Consider the following 16,805-nt stretch of genomic DNA (forward strand, 5'->3'; position numbering starts at 1 on the left):
TCGGCTGGTCTCCCGGCTCGGCCATGGCGGTATGGGTACGGTCTGGCTGGCGCACGACGAGGTCGTGGACCGGGACGTGGCGGTCAAGGAGCCGCGCGTTCCCGACCACTTGAGCGATCGCGACCGGGACCGCGTTTATCTGCGGATGCAACGGGAAGCGCGTTCCGCCGCCAAGATCGACCATCCCTCGGTGGTCACCATGCACGATGTGGTGATCGAGGACGCCAAGCCATGGATCGTGATGGAGCTGGTGCGTGGTCAGTCGCTCGCCGACCGGCTTCAGGAGGGCACGCTCGACCCGCGCGAGGCCGCCCGTATCGGACTCGCCGTACTCGACGGGCTCACGGCGGCCCATGAGCAGGGAGTGCTGCACCGCGACGTCAAGCCGGACAATGTCCTGCTGGGCCGTGGTGAGCGGGTCGTGCTGAGCGACTTCGGCATCGCCCAGATCGAGGGCGAGCAAGGGCTGACCGAGACCGGCTCGTTCGTCGGATCGCCCGAATTCATCGCGCCCGAGCGGGTCCTGGGACAGCGGCCGGGACCCGAGTCGGACCTGTGGTCGCTCGGAGTCGTGCTCTACGCGGCGGTCGAGGGCGTGTCTCCGTACCGCCGCTCCAACGTTCCCGCCACGCTCCAGGCCGTACTCTCCGCCGAACCGCAGATGCCCGCCCGGGGATCCGGCGCCTTCGGCACGCTGGTGATGCAGCTTCTGCGCAAGGATCCGGCCGCGCGGCCGGACGCGGCCGAGATACGGGCGGTCCTGGAGTCGGTGGCACGGCCGCCGCAGCTCTCGTTCGCCGCGACACAACTCCACGGCGGCGCGGGCGTCCACGGTGGCGGTGGCGCGGGCGTTGGACCTGGTGGTGTGCAGAGGCAGACGGGCGCCGCCGCATGGGTCCCGCCGGTGCTGTACGGCAGCCGCGCGGCGCGGTACGGACTCGGCGGCGGAGTGCTCGCCGTGGCGCTCGCCCTGTTTCTGATCCTGGCCGATCCGTTCGGCGGCGGCAAGCTGCCCGAGGGCTGGGGAATCCGGCCGGAGAACGAGATCCTCGCCGCCAAGGTCGGCGTCCCCGACGAGTACAAGCGCACCCAGGACACCAGTGGCACCGGCGTCACCTACCGGGATCCCAGCGGTGTCTTCTCCATCTACGCGGAGCGCGTCCAGCAGCAGCCGGACGACGAGGACATCCTGGCGCCGAGGCCGAGCGTCTGGAAGGCGTACTACGAGCGCGGTGGATCGAACGGCACGGAGATCAAGGACGCCGAGGTCACCAACAAGGACATCGTCCACCAGGGCAAGGAAGGCTTCGAGACGGTCGTCGACTTCACGGCATACGGCGATTCGGACGACGATCCGATCCGCTACCGCTGGCACGAACTCGTCATTCCCGGCGAGAGCAACATCTATCTGCGGCTGCGCGTGGCCATGCCCGCGGAGGGCGCGGCGGTGAAGGACGGCGAGGAGCTGTACGCGAACGTTGTCGACCATCTCGACATCGGGCAGTCGTAGGGCCCTGCCGTAGGTGCCGTGCAGATCGGTGAGCGCCGCGTGAGTGACCCACGGGCGCCCGGTGAAAAGGTGTTACCGGCGGGTATCCAAAGCCTCGCACGCGGCCTACTCTCGGCCTCATGACGGACTCGCAGGCTTCCGCAGGCACTCCCGGACCCGGCGCCGCTTCCCCTGCTGGCGCCGGCACCAATCCCGTGGCCGCCGTCCCGGCCGGTGTGCGCACCGCGGCCGATGTGGTCACGCCCGAGGTGGTCGCCCGGCTCACACACGGTGTCGTCGGTTCCGGCCGTACCGCCAACCGCACGCCCTTCACCGGCGAGAAGCTGGCGGACCTGCCCGAGTCGACTCCCGAGGACGTGGCGACCGCCTTCGAACGGGCCCGTTCCGCCCAGCCCGGCTGGGCCGCACTCCCGGTACGCCGGCGCGCCGCCGTACTGCTCCGCTTCCACGATCTCGTACTGGAGCGCCAGGCCGAGGTGCTCGATCTGATCCAGCTCGAAACCGGCAAGGCGCGGCTGCACGCCCATGAGGAGGTCCAGGCCGTCGCCGTCGCCGCCCGCCACTACGGGCGCGCGGCACGGTCGTATCTGCGGCCGAAGCGCCACACCGGCGCCGTACCGGCCCTCACCAAGGTCGTCGAACTGCGCCAGCCGCGCGGTGTCGTCGGCCAGATCGCGCCCTGGAACTATCCCTTCGAGCTGTCCGTCGGCGACGCCCTGCCCGCTTTCGTCGCCGGCAACGCCGTGGTGATGAAGCCCGACACCGGGACCGCGCTCACCGCGCTCTGGGCCCGCGATCTGCTGATCGAGGCCGGACTGCCCGCCGAGGTCTTCCAGGTGGTGCTCGGCGAGGGCCCGGTCGTCGGTCCCGAGGTCGTCAGACACGCCGACTATGTCTCCTTCACCGGCTCCACCCGTACCGGCCGTGAGGTGGCCAGAGGCGCGGCGGACCGTCTCGTCGGTGTCTCGCTCGAACTGGGCGGCAAGAACGCCATGCTGGTCCTGGAGGACGCGGACGTGGAGAAGGCCGCGGCGGGCGCGGTGCGCGCCTGTTTCTCCTCCGCGGGCCAGCTCTGCATCTCCATCGAGCGGCTGTACGTGCACGAGTCGCTGGCCGACGCGTTCGTCGCGCGGTTCGCCGCCCGTACGAAGGCGATGCGGCTCGGCAACGCGCTCGCCTACGGCGCGGACATGGGCTCCCTGGTGAGCGAGCGCCAGCTCGCCACGGTCACCCGCCATGTCGAGGAGGCCGTGGCCAAGGGCGCCACGGTCGTCGCGGGCGGTGTCGCGCGTCCCGACATCGGCCCGCTCTTCCACGAGCCGACCATTCTCGAAGGTGTCGAGGCGCCGATGGCGGTGTGTACGGAGGAGACCTTCGGCCCGGTCGTGTCCGTCTACCGGTTCGGCGACGAGGACGAGGCGATCCGGCTCGCCAACGCCACGCCGTACGGCCTCAACGCCAGCGTATGGACGAAGGACGCGGCACGCGGGCGCGCGGTGGCGGCGCGGCTGCGGACCGGCACGGTCAACATCAACGAGGGATACGCGTCGGCGTACGGCAGTGTGCGGGCGCCGATGGGCGGAATGAAGGACTCCGGGCTCGGCCGGCGGCACGGCGCCGAGGGCATCCTCAAGTACACCGAGGCCCAGACCGTCGCACACCAGCGGATCCTGCCCATGGCTCCGTCCTTCGGGATGGACGACGAGAAGTACGCGGCCTTCATGAGCCGCAGTCTGCGGGCCATGAAGGCGCTCGGGCTGCGGTAGTTCTCGATCGGCAGTTCTCGACGAGGAGAGCCAGTGCCACCTGCCCAGAACAACGCGGAGCCTGACGCAGAGCCCGACGACGAACACGACGACGAACACGACGACGGGCCCGAGTACGACTACGACGTGATCGTGGTCGGCTCCGGTTTCGGCGGCTCGGTCGCCGCGCTGCGGCTGTCCGAGAAGGGATACCGCGTCGGTGTCCTGGAGGCGGGACGCCGCTTCACCCGCGAGAGCCTCCCGAAGAACTCCTGGGACATCGGGAACTACCTCTGGGCCCCGGCCCTCGGGCTCTACGGCATCCAGCGTGTCCATCTGCTCGGCAATGTGATGGTGCTGGCGGGCGCCGGTGTCGGCGGCGGCTCGCTCAACTACGCAAACACGCTGTACGTACCGCCCGCCGCGTTCTTCGAGGATCCGCAGTGGGCGGCCATCACCGACTGGGAGCAGGAGCTGAGGCCGTACTACGACCAGGCCGGCCGGATGCTCGGCGTACGGCTCAATCCGACCATGACTCCCGCGGACGTCCATCTCAAGGCGGCGGCCGAGGCGATGGGCGTCGGCGACAGCTTCCATCCGGCGCCGGTCGGTGTCTTCTTCGGGGACGGCGAGGACGCCGACGGTACGGCGAAGGCCCGGCCGGGCGCGGCCGTGGACGATCCGTACTTCGGCGGCGCCGGCCCTTCGCGCAAGGCCTGCACCGAGTGCGGCGAGTGCATGACGGGCTGTCGGCACGGCGCGAAGAACACTCTCAACGAGAACTATCTGTATCTCGCGGAGCGGGCCGGAGCCGTCATTCACCCGATGACCTCGGTGATCGCGGTGGAGGAGGATCCGGCGGGCGGCCACCGCGTCACCACCGTTCCCACGGACGCGCGCCGCAGCGACGGCCGTCGGAAGGGCCGACGGTACGGCCGACGGAACGACCGTACGCGGACCTTGCGCGCCCGCCAGGTCGTGATCGCGGCCGGTACGTATGGCAGCCAGACCTTGCTGCACACGATGAAGGACCAGGGCCTGCTGCCACGCGTCTCCGCGCGGCTGGGCGAGCTGACCCGTACCAACTCCGAGGCGCTGGTGGGCGCGCAGACCGACAACCGGCGTTACCGCGCGCGGCACGGCGCGGCCAGGGCCGACTTCACCCGTGGCGTCGCCATCACGTCCTCGATCCATCCGAACGGTTCGACGCATATCGAGCCGGTGCGTTACGGCAAGGGCTCCAACGCGATGGGCGCGCTCTCCATTCTCCAGGTTCCGCTGAGCCACAGGCGGATACGGGCCTGGCTCGGGAATGCCGCGAGGCATCCGCTGCGGCTGCTCCGTTCGTTCTCGAACCGCCGCTGGTCGGAGCGGACCATCATCGGTCTGGTCATGCAGTCGCTGGACAACTCGCTGACGACGTACCGCAGACCGGGCGGACCGGGAAAGGGCCTGCTCACCGCGCGCCAGGGACATGGCGCGCCCAATCCGAAGCAGATACCGGAGGCGACTCGGGCCGCGACGCTCATCGCCGAGGAGATCAACGGTTTCGCGGGCAGCAATGTCGGTGAGCTGATGGGAACACCGCTGACCGCGCACTTCCTGGGCGGCTGTGTCATCGGCGCGTCGGCGGAGGAGGGCGTGATCGATCCGTACCACCGGCTGTACGGACATCCCGGTATCTCGGTGGTGGACGGCTCGGCGGTCTCGGCGAATCTGGGCGTGAATCCGTCCCTGACGATCACGGCCCAGGCCGAGCGCGCGATGTCCTTCTGGCCGAACAAGGGCGAGCCGGATTCCCGTCCCGAACAGGGCACGGGCACGGCGTACATCCGTCCGGTCCCGGTCGAGCCGGTGTCTCCGGCGGTTCCGGCGGAGGCGTTCGGCGCGCTGAGACTGCCGTTCCTGGGCATACCGACGGTCCCGCCGAAGCAGACCCGAGGGAAGCAGACCTGAGGGGTACCGCGAGGTCCTCGGCCGTGGACGGCGTGGACACGCCAGAGGCGCTGCACCCCCCTCCGAGTGCAGCGCCTCTGGCGTGTATGCGGGCCGTACGCGGATTACGCGGCGGCGCTGCCCTGGCGGCGCCTCACCGCGAACACCACACCGGCACCGGCGACGATCGCGATACCGCCGGCCATACCGATGACGGGCACCATCGAGGACGAGCCGGTCTCGGCCAGGCTGCCCTGCGGCTTGATCTCGTTGTCACCCGTGGGCTTCGGGAGCGGCTTCTTGCCGCCTTCCTGCGGCTCGGCCTCGTTGGGCTTGCCCGGGTCCGTACCGGCACCGAGGATCTCGAACTCGTAGAAGGTGTCGCTGTCCTCGATGACGCAGTTGCCTTCGCCGTCCGAGTACAGACCGATACTGAAGACGACACCGAGACCGGCCGGGGCGGCCTTGGCCACGCTCAGCCGCAGATCGATGGTGTACGACTGCTTGGCCTTGACCTCGGTGTAGCCGATGTAGCCGTAGTTCTCGTCCTCCTGGTCGAGGGAGATGTCCTCCCACACACCCGACTCGGGGTCCTTGAACTGGAGCGTCAGATTCCGGCCGGTCTCCTCGCCCGTCTCCTCGTCCACGAGCTGACTCGCGAAGGCGCCGAAGTCGACGCGCTTGAAGTCCTCGTCGCTCTTGTTCGTGACGTTGAGCTTGAGGGCGTGGAAGCCGCTGCCCGCGACGATCTTCTCGGGCAGCCCGCTCACGTCGGTCTGGAGGTCCTTGCTGAAGATGACCTCGCCGTTCTCGTCCAGACAGCCCGCCGGGCCCTCGCTCGGCTCGTCGCTCGGGCTGGTGCCGGGAGCGGGCGTAGTGCTGGTCCCGGTCGCGGGCGGCGAGGAAGCCGGCGCGAGGTCCTCCTCCGAGGCGGCCGGGCTCGCCGGCGTACCGCTCTCGGCGGTCGGCGGAGTGGCGGGCGTGCTGCTGCTCTCCGATTCCTCCGGAGCGGGAGACGTGGTGGTCTCGGAGGCGCTCGGGGAGGGCGACTCGGTCGTGGTGGTGACCGTGTCGTTGCCGCTCGCGAACGCGGCCGGCGCCGAAAAGAGCGCGGCCGGGGCGATGACGGCGGTCGCGGCTGCGACGGCCATGGCGCGGCGAAGCTTCATGAAGACCTCAGCGAAGTCCGGCGCACCGCGCGGACGCGGTGCGGAGTCGTTGGGCCTTCCCAGATCCGGGGTCATAGGTGAGGCCGGTCATTACGCAAGCAAGACCCATGACATGGGGCGATGGTTGCAGCCGACTTCACAGAATCTTTAAGTGGCCTGCGTCACATGTTCGTGTGCGTGTCCTGGTGGACGCGCGTCGCGCGCGTCGCGCGCGGCGGGAGCTTCGGAGGGCGAAGGTACGGGGAAGCGGGGGAGCGGGGAGTCTCGCCGGGGCGGTCGGTCCGGGCGTCCCCGGAACCGACCGCCGTTGGGTGACCGGGCTGCTGTCCCCTGCTTACCGGTCACGAACGCCGGGGCGAGGTCCCACGACGTATCTGCGGTACGTCGCACGCCCCGGCGGTGGCCACGCGTGGTTCTCTGCCATCTCTGCGAGCCCGCCCCTGGGTGACACGGACGCCTGGTCCAACGAAGCCTCCGCGGGCCCGGTCACGCGCCGTACGGGTGAGAGCGGTGCCCGAACTCAGATACGGCCATGGCTCGATACGGCCGCAGCTCAGATTCGGCCCCGGCCCAGCTCCAGCAAGGTCATCGCCAGCGCTGTGCCGGGCTTGCCGAGGGCCTCGCGGTAGCGGCCGAGGATCTCCATCTCGCGGGACAGATGGACGCGGCGGCCTCCGGAGGTGATCCGGGCGTCCTGGATGGCGGCCGAGACCGCCATCCGTTCCTGGACGAGGCCGATGATCCGGTCGTCCAGCGCGTCGATCCGTTCCCGCGCGCCGCCGATCAGCGTGGCGGCCTGCTCCGTACGTGCGCCCGTGCCGGCGCTGGAGGTGGTGGAGGTGGTGGAGGTGGTGGTCGACGTGGTCGAGGAAGCGGAGGAGGAGCTGGTGTTCATCTCGGAGTCCTTGTCGGGAGTGCGGTGCGTCCCGGAGGTCGTAAGGCCCCGAACGCGACAGACGCCCCGGGCCTTGTCGGCCCGGGGCGCCTGGGAAGTCGCGTGTCAGTTCAAGCAGCACGACCATGGCAGCCGGACGGGCCGGTGCCATAGGTAAAGACGAAGGTCTGCTGCTCGCGCATGCGGCCAGTATGGCCCCGGAGCCCCCGCGCGGGTCAAAGCGGGCCCGGACGGTGACCGGATGCTGAGACGTATCGGCGGCCCGGGCCCCTCGCCATCGGCGGACCGGTCCCCCCGCCGTCGGCGGACCGGGCCCGTCGTCGCTCCCCGTTAGAATCGAGACAGCCAGCAGATCCCACGCAAGTCACCGCCGGAAGGCCGCCCCGTGCCAGCAGCGCCCACCGCCGCCGCCCCCGATGTCGTCCTCGTCGTCGACTTCGGTGCGCAGTACGCCCAGCTCATCGCCCGACGCGTCCGCGAGGCCCGCGTCTACAGCGAGATCGTCCCGTCCACGATGCCCGTGGCCGAGATGCTGGCGAAGAAGCCCAGGGCGGTCATCCTCTCCGGCGGCCCGTCCTCCGTCTACGCGGAGAACGCTCCGAGCGTCGACAGCGCGCTCTTCGAGGCCGGCGTCCCGGTCTTCGGGATGTGTTACGGCTTCCAGCTCATGGCGACCGCGCTGGGCGGCACCGTCGACAACACGGGCGCGCGTGAGTACGGCCGTACTCCGCTGCATGTCTCCAAGACCGGCTCCACGCTCTTCGAGGGCACGCCGGCCGAGCAGGCGGTCTGGATGTCGCACGGCGACGCCTGTTCCGCCGCGCCCGCCGGTTTCACGGTCACCGCGTCCACGGATGTCGTGCCCGTAGCGGCCTTCGAGAACGACGAGAAGAGGCTTTACGGAGTCCAGCACCATCCCGAGGTGATGCACTCCACCTACGGCCAGCAGGTCCTGGAGCACTTCCTCTACCGTGGCGCCGGTATCGAGCCGACCTGGACCACCGCCAATGTGCTGGACGAGCAGATCGCCCTCGTCCGTGAGCGGGTCGGCACCAAGCGCGCCATCTGCGGTCTGTCGGGCGGCGTGGACTCGGCCGTGGCCGCCGCGCTGGTCCAGCGGGCCATCGGCTCCCAGCTCACCTGCGTCTATGTCGACCACGGTCTGATGCGCAAGGGCGAGACCGAGCAGGTCGAGAAGGACTTCGTCGCCGCCACGGGCGTACAGCTCAAGGTCGTCGACGCGCAGGAGCGCTTCCTCACCGCGCTGGCCGGCGTCTCCGATCCCGAGCAGAAGCGGAAGATCATCGGCCGGGAGTTCATCCGGGTCTTCGAGCAGGCCCAGGCCGAGATCGTCGCCGAGGCGGGCGCTGAGGGCGAGGACGTCGCGTTCCTTGTACAGGGCACGCTCTACCCGGACGTCGTGGAGTCGGGCGGCGGCACCGGCACCGCCAACATCAAGTCCCATCACAATGTCGGCGGGCTTCCCGACGACATCGAGTTCGAGCTTGTCGAGCCGCTGCGGCAGCTCTTCAAGGACGAGGTCCGGATGGTCGGCCAGGAGCTGGGCCTGCCGGACGAGATCGTTCACCGCCAGCCCTTCCCGGGCCCCGGGCTCGGTATCCGAATCGTCGGCGAGGTCACGCGCGAGCGTCTCGACCTGCTGCGCGAGGCGGACGCGATCGCCCGCGAGGAGCTGACCGCGGCCGGTCTCGACCGTGACATCTGGCAGTGCCCGGTGGTCCTGCTCGCGGATGTACGGTCCGTCGGCGTCCAGGGCGACGGACGGTCCTACGGCCATCCGATCGTGCTGCGTCCCGTCTCGTCCGAGGACGCGATGACCGCGGACTGGACTCGGATGCCGTACGACGTGCTGGCCCGGATCTCCACACGGATCACCAACGAGGTCGCGGATGTGAACCGCGTGGTCCTCGATGTGACGAGCAAGCCGCCGGGCACCATCGAGTGGGAGTGACCGCGGCAGGAGACTGAGCCCGGAGCGGCCGGACGCGCGTCCGGGCCGGTGAGCCCGCGTCGGTGAGTCGACGGGAGTCAACATCGTCACCGTGTTCTCACCCGTACCGACCGGGCCGATTGCGCGCGTACCTCACTCTGTACGGCACAATTCCCAGGCGTAGCAAGGTAGTTCGTGGGCGGGGCGGGGAAGGCGGCATTCGGCGTGGCTGTGCAAGTGGCAAGAGAGGGCGCGCACGGCGGGGGCTGTACGTGCGGCGACTGCCCGCACGGGGCGCGCGAAGGGCATCGGCGGGCCGTGGCCGCGTTCCTGGAGAAGCGGGACGAACTGGCCGCCGGGCAAGGGCTGCCGGCCGCGGTCGCGCACTCCGCGGGAGCCTCCCGGCAGTGGGTTTCGGACGAACTCACCCAGTCCGCCCGCGCGGTGGCCGATCGCAGCCGTGAGGCGGGCAACGCCTGGCTGCACTCCGTCTGGCGGCATACGCTGCTGGTGGTCTGGGGCGCCGTCGTGGCGCTCGCGCTGGCCCAGACCGCGACCGCGATCGGAGTCGGCTGGAGCGCCGCCCGTACGGCCGGGCTGGTCGCCGCGCTCGTCGTCGCGGGACTGCTCACCGTCGCGGCCCGGCTGCACCGCGCCCGTGGCGGACTGCTCGCGCCGCTGATCGGTGAGGACAACCGGCTGTCGACCTCACGGACCATCGCCTCCGCCTGGGTGCTGCTCGTCGTCTTCTCCGTGCTCGTGCTCGCCCTCCAGCTCGCGGGCGCCTCCGGGCACGGCCGGCGCGACGAGCTGATCGCCGGGCTCGAACTCGCCCGGGGCGCGGGCATGGTGACGGTACTGGCCGTGGTCTGCGGTATCGCCGTGATCGTCCGCCGGGTGGTGTCCGTACGCGTACTGGCCCAGCGGCTCCAGAAGGTACGGGCCGAACGGCCGCGGCTGGCCGATCTGCTCTGCGACGACGGCGGGCGCGGCAGCTTCACCGATGTGCAGTACGCGGTCGTCAATGTCGTGGCCCTTCTCTTCTCCGGTGTCCGTCTCGCCCGGCGGCCCGAGCAACTGCCCGATCTGCCCTGGGCGCTCGCCCTGCTGGTCGTCGTCTCCGCCGCCACCTACTTCGCGGGCAAGTACGCGGAGGGCGGGAAGCCTCTCGTTCTGTCGGTCGTACGGGCCCGGGAGGCGGGCGATCTGGACGCGCCCATCCGTACCGGCGACGACATCGAGATCCGCGGCGCCGGTTTCGTACCACCGGGCGCGGGCACTCCGGACCGGCTGGCCCGGATGGTCGTGCGGATCGGCTCCGTCCATGTCCATGTACCGCTGATCCCGGTGCCCGGCGGCTTCGCCAATCCGTCCGACACCTGTCTCACCGTGCCCGTACCGGTCGATGTGGAGCCGGGCTCCGTGGAGGTGCAGGTCGTGACGGCGGCGGGAGTGGAGACGAACCGCGTGATCGTCGAGGTCATGGACTGACCGCAACGGAACGTATCTCCCGCGCAGTTGTTCAAACCCTTCACAGACATGGCCGATTCCTGAGGCCCGGCGGCTGGTTCACTGAGCGCCGGACGAGTCGTATCCGTATGCATGGGCAAGGGCACACGAGGGCACTGGCTCCCGTGGCAGCGGTGTGGGACAGGGAGAGGCGGACCGGCGATGACCTATGGCTACCGGACGGACACCTATGGGCAGATCGGCGGTGAGCGGCGCGGCTGGCGGGAGAACGCCACACGCTTCGCGTTGCTGCCGTTGCGGATCTTCCTCGGCGTCACCTTCATCTACGCGGGAATCGACAAACTGACTCAGGGCGGTTTCTTCTCGGCGACCGGCCCGGGCTCGGTCGGCGAGCTGATGCGCGCGGTCCGGGACAGCTCGGCCATTCCCGCGCTGGTCGATCTCGCGCTCAAGAACCCTTCGGGATTCGGATACGCCATCGCCATCGGTGAACTCGCCGTCGGCCTGGGCACGCTCTTCGGACTGCTGGCCCGGCTCGCCGCGTTCGGCGGCGCCCTCATCTCGCTGAGCCTGTGGCTGACCATGAGCTGGCAGAGCGATCCGTACTACTACGGCAACGACCTCGCCTATCTGATGGCCTGGCTGCCGCTGGTGCTCGCCGGAGCCCCGGTGCTCTCCCTCGACGCTCTCCTGGCCGACCGACGGCGGCGTATGAGGTAGTCGGCGGCGGCCACGAAGGAGGCCAGGAAGAGACCGCCGAAGACCACCGGGAACACCGCGTACCACGGTGTGTGCCAGGAGCCCGCGGCATCACCGGCGTACGCGACCGCCGCGCCCAGCACCGCCAGTCCCGCGACCAGCCGGCCGGGCCGGATCTCATGACGCAGCACGGGTCACCTCCACCTGGCCGAGGCCGACTTCGAGCTCCAGATCCAGCGTGCCGGCCGGCCCGGCGCCCGCACGCGGTGTCAGCGTGCGCTGCCGGGACTGGTCCGGGGCTATGTCCACATCGTTCGGCGGATCTCCTGGCAGCCGGATGTCCCCGAGCCCTGCCTGCGCACGCAGTTTCACGGTCACTCCTTGCGGTACGACGACCTTGAGCTGTCCGGCGCCCACCTCGGCGGACGCACTGACGGTGCGGCCCTTGGGCACGGCGAGCCCGGACAGGTCGAGTGTGCCGATGCCGGAGCCCAGCTCGTACCGCGGCTGCACCGCGGCGACCGAGGCGGGTGTCCAGTGCTGACGGCCCCACTCCGTGGTGATGTTCTTCGGGACGGCCGACGCACCCGCGAGCAGCCCGGCGGTGACGACGGTCAGAAAGATCGTGCCGACACCGGTGCGGCCCAGGAAGGCGCTGACCGCGAGACCGATCCCGAAGACCGCGAGCGCGCTGGCCAGTCCTGCCTCCAGGCTCGTACCGAACGGCCGGCTCTCCCAGGACAGGCCCGTGCCGAGCCCGCCCGCTATCAGCGCGAGCAGCAGGACGCTGCCGCCGATCCCGCGTGGTCCCCGGGGACGTGCCGGGCTCGGCGAGGTGGCCGAGCGGTGGTGCCACGACCGCTTCGCACCGCCCTCGCCGTCCTCGGGACCCCAGAGATAGACATCCACGGTCGGGCCCGTGGTGCCGTCCTTGACTATCGGGTCACGCCACCACGAGTGGATGCCCGGTATCGGCGGCGCCATCGTCTCCGGAGGCGCCTCCGCCACGGCCTGCGCCGTCGCCGGATCGAGTGCCGCGCCGTCGGGCGCGGCGGCGCGGCGGCGCTGCGACCACACGGCGGAGCCCACGACGGCGAGCGAGAGCATGGCGGCGAAGCCGAGGGTGCCGTCATTGCCCAGCATGGACAGGAACAGCCCGCACCCGATCAGCGCGAGCAGCACGGCTATCAGCGAGGCCCCGTCCACCCGTCCCGACAGCAGCTTGCGGGCCTCGTTCTCCTCCGCGCCGTCCAGCGGGATCAGCAGCCACGCGAAGCCGTAGAAGATCAGCCCGATACCGCCGGTGACCGTGAGCACTCCGACGACGATCCGGAAGATGACCGGATCCACGTCGCAATACCGCCCGAGCCCGCCGCACACACCGGCGAACACCTTCTGGCGCGGGCTGCGCTGAAGCTGAGGGGACGCGGGAGGCGGCGGCGCTGAGCCCGGGGCGGACGCGGAAGCGGATGCCTCGGGTGGCGCGGCGGCCTGTGCGATGGGCGACGGGGCCGACGGCTGGGTCATATGTCCATGGTGACGGTCCGTGTCCCGCGCCTCCAGCCATGCCGACCCTGGGCTCACCCTGATATTGGCTCCCGGGCCGCTTCGGGGATCATGGACGTTTGCGCGTGCGCTGCTCCGGAGGGACGCGTCTTCGCAGGACCGTTCCCTCAGCAGCCAGGCGGATCCGGGACCGGACGGCCCTTGGGATCCGGGAGCGGTATGGCATCAGGGTCGCATCAGGGGTCCGACCCTGATGTCCTCCCGCACCCGGCCATGTGACCATCGAAGGCATGCCAGCCGCCCCGCCACGCTCCGCCGCGCCTTCCGCCGCCCGTGCTTCCGTGCCGGACGAGCCGCCGGCGCGCAAGCTGTACCGCAGCGCGGACAGCCGTCTCCTCGGCGGTGTGGCGCGCGGTCTCGCCGGACATCTCGGGCTGCCGGTCGTCTGGGTGCGGCTCGTCTTCCTCGCTCTCTTCTTCTCCCAGGGCCTCGGCGCGCTGCTCTACGCCGTCTTCTGGATCGTCGTCCCGCTCGGCGTCGGCGGCACGGTCGTCGAGTCACGCTCCCTCTTCGAGATCAGCCCCGACGGCAGACGCCGGCTGCGCAAGCCGGACAAGGGCCAGGTCTTCGCGCTGATAGCGCTGGTGATAGGCGCCGGCATCTTCATCGGCAACGTCAGCTTCGGCCGCAGCCACGCCGACCGCTATATCTGGCCGCTGCTGCTGATAGGCGCCGGCGTCGTTCTGGTCTGGCGTCAGGCGGACAACGCGCGCCGTGCCCGCTGGACCGAGGTCGGCCGCCGCCGAAGGCTCTTCCAGCTCGCGCGCACGCTCGCGGGAGTCGCCCTGGTCGGTCTGGGCCTCGCCGTCTTCATGGTGGTGCGCGGCTCGGCGGCCCAGTTCGGCAATGTACTGACCGGGGCCATCGCCGTCGTCGCCGGAGTCGCGCTGCTCGCCGGGCCCTGGCTCGTACGGATGACTCAGGATCTCTCCGAGGAGCGCCTGATGCGTATCCGCGCGCAGGAGCGCGCCGAGGTCGCGGCGCATGTCCATGACTCCGTGCTGCACACCCTCACCCTGATCCAGCGCAACGCCGACGAGCCGGGCGAGGTCCGCCGGCTCGCCCGCGCGCAGGAGCGCGAGCTGCGCGCCTGGCTCTACAAGCCGGAGGGCCGCGGCAAGGACGAGGAGGACGAGCCCACCACCCTCGCCGAGGCGGTGAAGCGTACGGCGGCCGAGGTGGAGGACTACCACGGTGTGCCGATCGAGGTCGTGGTCGTCGGCGACTGCCCGCTCGACGAGAAACTGGCGGCACAGATGCAGGCCGCACGCGAGGCAATGGTCAACGCCGCCAAGTACGGTGGCGATGGGGGCGCGGTGCAGGTCTTCGCGGAGGTGGAGGGCCGTACGGTCTTCCTCTCCGTACGGGACCGCGGCCCCGGGTTCGACCTGGACGCGGTGCCGGCCGACCGTATGGGCGTACGGGAGTCGATCATCGGCCGGATGCAGCGCAACGGCGGGACGGCGCGGCTGCGTTCGGTGCCGGGCGGCGGCACGGAGGTCGAGCTGGAGATGGAGCGGGCGGACGGATGACCCGTGGCCCGCGCGGTGACCAGGACCGTGATCAGGACGACGAGGGGCAGAGACCATGAGCGAGGGCGTACAGGCCAAGGGCAATCCGGCGGACAGCGGCGGCGGCCCGGCCGGGGACGGCCGCCGTGTACGGGTCGTGCTCGTCGACGACCACCGGATGTTCCGTACCGGAGTACAGGCGGAGATCGGCCGTACCGAACAGACCGGTGTCGAGGTCGTCGGTGAGGCGGCCGATGTGGACCAGGCGGTCACCGTGATCACGGCGACCCGCCCCGAGGTCGTGCTGCTCGATGTCCATCTGCCGGGCGGCGGCGGTGTGGAGGTGCTGCGCCGCTGCGCGCCGCTGATGGTCGCGGGCGAGAATCCGGTGCGCTTCCTGGCACTGTCGGTCTCCGACGCCGCCGAGGACGTCATCGGAGTGATCAGAGGCGGTGCCCGCGGCTATGTCACCAAGACGATCACCGGCACCGATCTGGTCGACTCGATCTTCCGGGTACAGGAGGGCGACGCGGTCTTCTCGCCACGGCTGGCCGGCTTCGTGCTGGACGCGTTCGCTTCGACGGACGCGCCGCCGGTGGACGAGGACCTGGACCGGCTCACCCAGCGGGAGCGTGAGGTGCTGCGGCTGATCGCGCGGGGATACGCGTACAAGGAGATCGCCAAGCAGCTCTTCATCTCGGTGAAGACCGTGGAGTCGCATGTCTCGGCGGTCCTGAGGAAGCTTCAGCTCTCGAACCGGCATGAGCTGACGCGGTGGGCGACGGCGCGCAGGCTGGTCTGACGAGGACGCCGTCTCGGGGCCGAGGACGCCGTTCCGGGGGCGGCCGCCGTGTCCGGACCGGCCTACGAGCAGCGCCACTGGGTGACGTATGTCTTGTCCTGGTGTTCCAGCAGGCCGCGTACGCACTCGCCCGGCGCGGTGTCGAGCGTGCCGCCCAGCTCGGCCCGCCCGCCTCGGGTGTGCTGCGTCCCGAACCACCCCGGGAACGCGACGATCCGGTGGTCCTTGCGCTGATAGCCGAGGCGTACGGCGGTGGCGGGCCGGTCCTCGTGCTGGACGTACCACGTGGTGAACCGGCCCGTACCACCGATCGGGCCCTCGATACAGAGCCGGCCGCCGGAGAGATCACCGCAGCCCTTGGGCGTTACACCGACCGGGGCCAGGACGAAGAGCGCACCGACGGTGAGGACGGACGCGCTGACGGCGGTGGCTCGTCTCACGGCTTCCCTTTCACGGCCGACGGCAGTACTGCTGCTCATCGTGGCGCGAAGGAGGAGACGCGGCACCCGGGGATGGTCCGTCCCGGTGACGCGGGCCCGTGGCGCGGGCCGGGCGGCGGTCTACGCGGGCCGGGTGGCGCCCGCGAACGGCATCTGGTCGATCGGCGCCAGCCGGACCGCCGAGCCGGGCCGCGGCGCATGGATCATCTGCCCGCCGCCGACATAGATCCCGACATGGCTGACGCCGGAGAAGAAGAACACGAGATCGCCCGGTGCGAGCCGGTCGCGTGTGACGCGCTGTCCCGCGTTGATCTGTGTGTACGTGGTGCGGGGCAGGGATACGCCCGCCGCGCGCCAGGCGGCCTGTGTCAGGCCCGAGCAGTCGAAGGAACCGGGCCCGGTCGCGCCCCAGACGTACGGTTTGCCGAGCGCTCCGTACGCGAAGGCGACGGCCGCCGCCGCGCGGGAGCCCGGCGCCCCGACCCCGGCCGCGCTCCTGGCCGCCTCGCCGGGGCCGTACAGCCCGTTCTGGCTGTTCTTGCTGCTCTCGCCGTCCCTGCCGTTCTCGCCGTACAGGGCGCGCTGCGCCGGAGCCAGCCGGTCCAGGAGCCGCTGGGCGGAGTCGAGCTTTCCCTTGATGGCGGACTTGTGGCGGGCCAGCTCCGACTGACGGGACCCGAGCTCTTCGAGCCGGTCGTCGGCCCGGCTGCGGAGCTGGGCGATCGCGGCGAGTTCCTTGCGGATCCCGGCGACCATGGTGGCCTGACGGGCTCCGGCGCGCTCGGCCAGCCCGGCGCGTTCGAGGAAGTCGTCGGGCCTGGAGCTGAGGGCGAGCTGTACGGCGGGATCGAGACCGCCCGTGCGGTACTGCGCGGTGGCGATCGAGCCGAGCGCGTTGCGTGAGGCGTTGAGCCGGTCCGTTCTGCGGGTGGCCTCGTCACGCAGCTCCGTCAGCGATGCCCGTGCCTCCGCCCCCTTCTCCTTCGCGCCGTTGTACCGCTCGGTGGCGGCCTCGGCCTGCTCGTACAGGCCCTCGACCTCGGCCTTGACCTGGGCCGGGGTGAGCCGGGGCTCCGCGTGCGCGGGAGCGCCCGAGGCGGTGGCGGTCGCGG

Annotated in this window: 13 protein-coding genes; 8 read left to right on the forward strand and 5 right to left on the reverse strand. The window is 70.7% G+C overall.

Annotation, left to right across the window (positions count from 1 at the left end; all coding sequences use genetic code 11):
* The 3 genes from GA0115259_RS24465 to GA0115259_RS24475 all read left to right on the forward strand — a co-directional run.
* Window positions 1-1,510: serine/threonine-protein kinase (locus GA0115259_RS24465; RefSeq protein ID WP_107469251.1), on the forward strand; the 1,510-nt coding region annotated here is incomplete at its 5' end.
* Between the two features lie 119 nt (window positions 1,511-1,629).
* Entirely contained in the window at window positions 1,630-3,276 is a 1,647-nt protein-coding gene (locus tag GA0115259_RS24470; RefSeq protein ID WP_093601026.1) for a succinic semialdehyde dehydrogenase, read from the forward strand.
* Window positions 3,277-3,309: 33 nt separating this feature from the next.
* Window positions 3,310-5,211, forward strand: a complete 1,902-nt coding sequence (locus tag GA0115259_RS24475; protein ID WP_093601028.1) for a GMC oxidoreductase — start codon at window positions 3,310-3,312, stop codon at window positions 5,209-5,211.
* A gap of 104 nt (window positions 5,212-5,315) precedes the next feature.
* Here GA0115259_RS24475 and GA0115259_RS24480 read toward each other — a convergent pair whose 3' ends face one another.
* Both GA0115259_RS24480 and GA0115259_RS24485 read right to left on the reverse strand, forming a co-directional pair.
* Window positions 5,316-6,434, reverse strand: a complete 1,119-nt coding sequence (locus GA0115259_RS24480) for an LAETG motif-containing sortase-dependent surface protein (RefSeq protein ID WP_237540470.1) — start codon at window positions 6,432-6,434, stop codon at window positions 5,316-5,318.
* Window positions 6,435-6,912: 478 nt separating this feature from the next.
* Window positions 6,913-7,254, reverse strand: a complete 342-nt coding sequence (locus GA0115259_RS24485) for a chorismate mutase (RefSeq protein WP_093601031.1) — start codon at window positions 7,252-7,254, stop codon at window positions 6,913-6,915.
* A 385-nt stretch (window positions 7,255-7,639) separates the two neighbouring features.
* Here GA0115259_RS24485 and guaA point away from each other — a divergent pair, with 385 nt between their 5' ends.
* The 3 genes from guaA (at window position 7,640) to GA0115259_RS24500 (ending at window position 11,395) form a co-directional block, all read left to right on the forward strand.
* On the forward strand, window positions 7,640-9,226 hold the full coding sequence (gene guaA, locus GA0115259_RS24490; protein WP_093601033.1) for a glutamine-hydrolyzing GMP synthase: 1,587 nt from the start codon (window positions 7,640-7,642) through the stop codon (window positions 9,224-9,226).
* Between the two features lie 204 nt (window positions 9,227-9,430).
* Window positions 9,431-10,696: a hypothetical protein gene (locus tag GA0115259_RS24495; protein ID WP_093601035.1), complete on the forward strand. Its 1,266-nt coding sequence runs from the start codon at window positions 9,431-9,433 to the stop codon at window positions 10,694-10,696.
* 180 nt (window positions 10,697-10,876) lie between these two features.
* Window positions 10,877-11,395 (forward strand): DoxX family protein, encoded by a 519-nt coding sequence (locus tag GA0115259_RS24500; RefSeq protein ID WP_093601037.1) that lies wholly within the window; start codon window positions 10,877-10,879, stop codon window positions 11,393-11,395.
* 156 nt (window positions 11,396-11,551) lie between these two features.
* Here the strand turns inward: GA0115259_RS24500 and GA0115259_RS24510 are convergent, their stop codons facing one another.
* Window positions 11,552-12,901, reverse strand: a complete 1,350-nt coding sequence (locus GA0115259_RS24510) for a PspC domain-containing protein (RefSeq protein ID WP_093601041.1) — start codon at window positions 12,899-12,901, stop codon at window positions 11,552-11,554.
* 269 nt (window positions 12,902-13,170) lie between these two features.
* Between GA0115259_RS24510 and GA0115259_RS24515 the strand changes: the two genes are divergently transcribed.
* Together GA0115259_RS24515 and GA0115259_RS24520 are read left to right on the forward strand one after the other, a co-directional pair.
* Window positions 13,171-14,472: an ATP-binding protein gene (locus GA0115259_RS24515; protein ID WP_093601053.1), complete on the forward strand. Its 1,302-nt coding sequence runs from the start codon at window positions 13,171-13,173 to the stop codon at window positions 14,470-14,472.
* 55 nt (window positions 14,473-14,527) lie between these two features.
* Complete coding sequence (locus GA0115259_RS24520; protein ID WP_093601043.1) at window positions 14,528-15,253, forward strand: LuxR C-terminal-related transcriptional regulator; 726 nt, start codon at window positions 14,528-14,530, stop codon at window positions 15,251-15,253.
* Window positions 15,254-15,315: 62 nt separating this feature from the next.
* On the opposite strand, the gene GA0115259_RS24525 is transcribed toward GA0115259_RS24520, so the two are convergent.
* Together GA0115259_RS24525 and GA0115259_RS24530 are read right to left on the reverse strand one after the other, a co-directional pair.
* Entirely contained in the window at window positions 15,316-15,693 is a 378-nt protein-coding gene (locus GA0115259_RS24525) for a hypothetical protein (protein ID WP_093601045.1), read from the reverse strand.
* A 120-nt stretch (window positions 15,694-15,813) separates the two neighbouring features.
* A partial coding sequence (locus GA0115259_RS24530; protein WP_093601047.1) for a C40 family peptidase occupies window positions 15,814-16,805 on the reverse strand: 992 nt, incomplete at its 5' end.

Source organism: Streptomyces sp. MnatMP-M17 (assembly GCF_900091995.1).
Classification (GTDB): Bacteria; Actinomycetota; Actinomycetes; order Streptomycetales; family Streptomycetaceae; genus Streptomyces.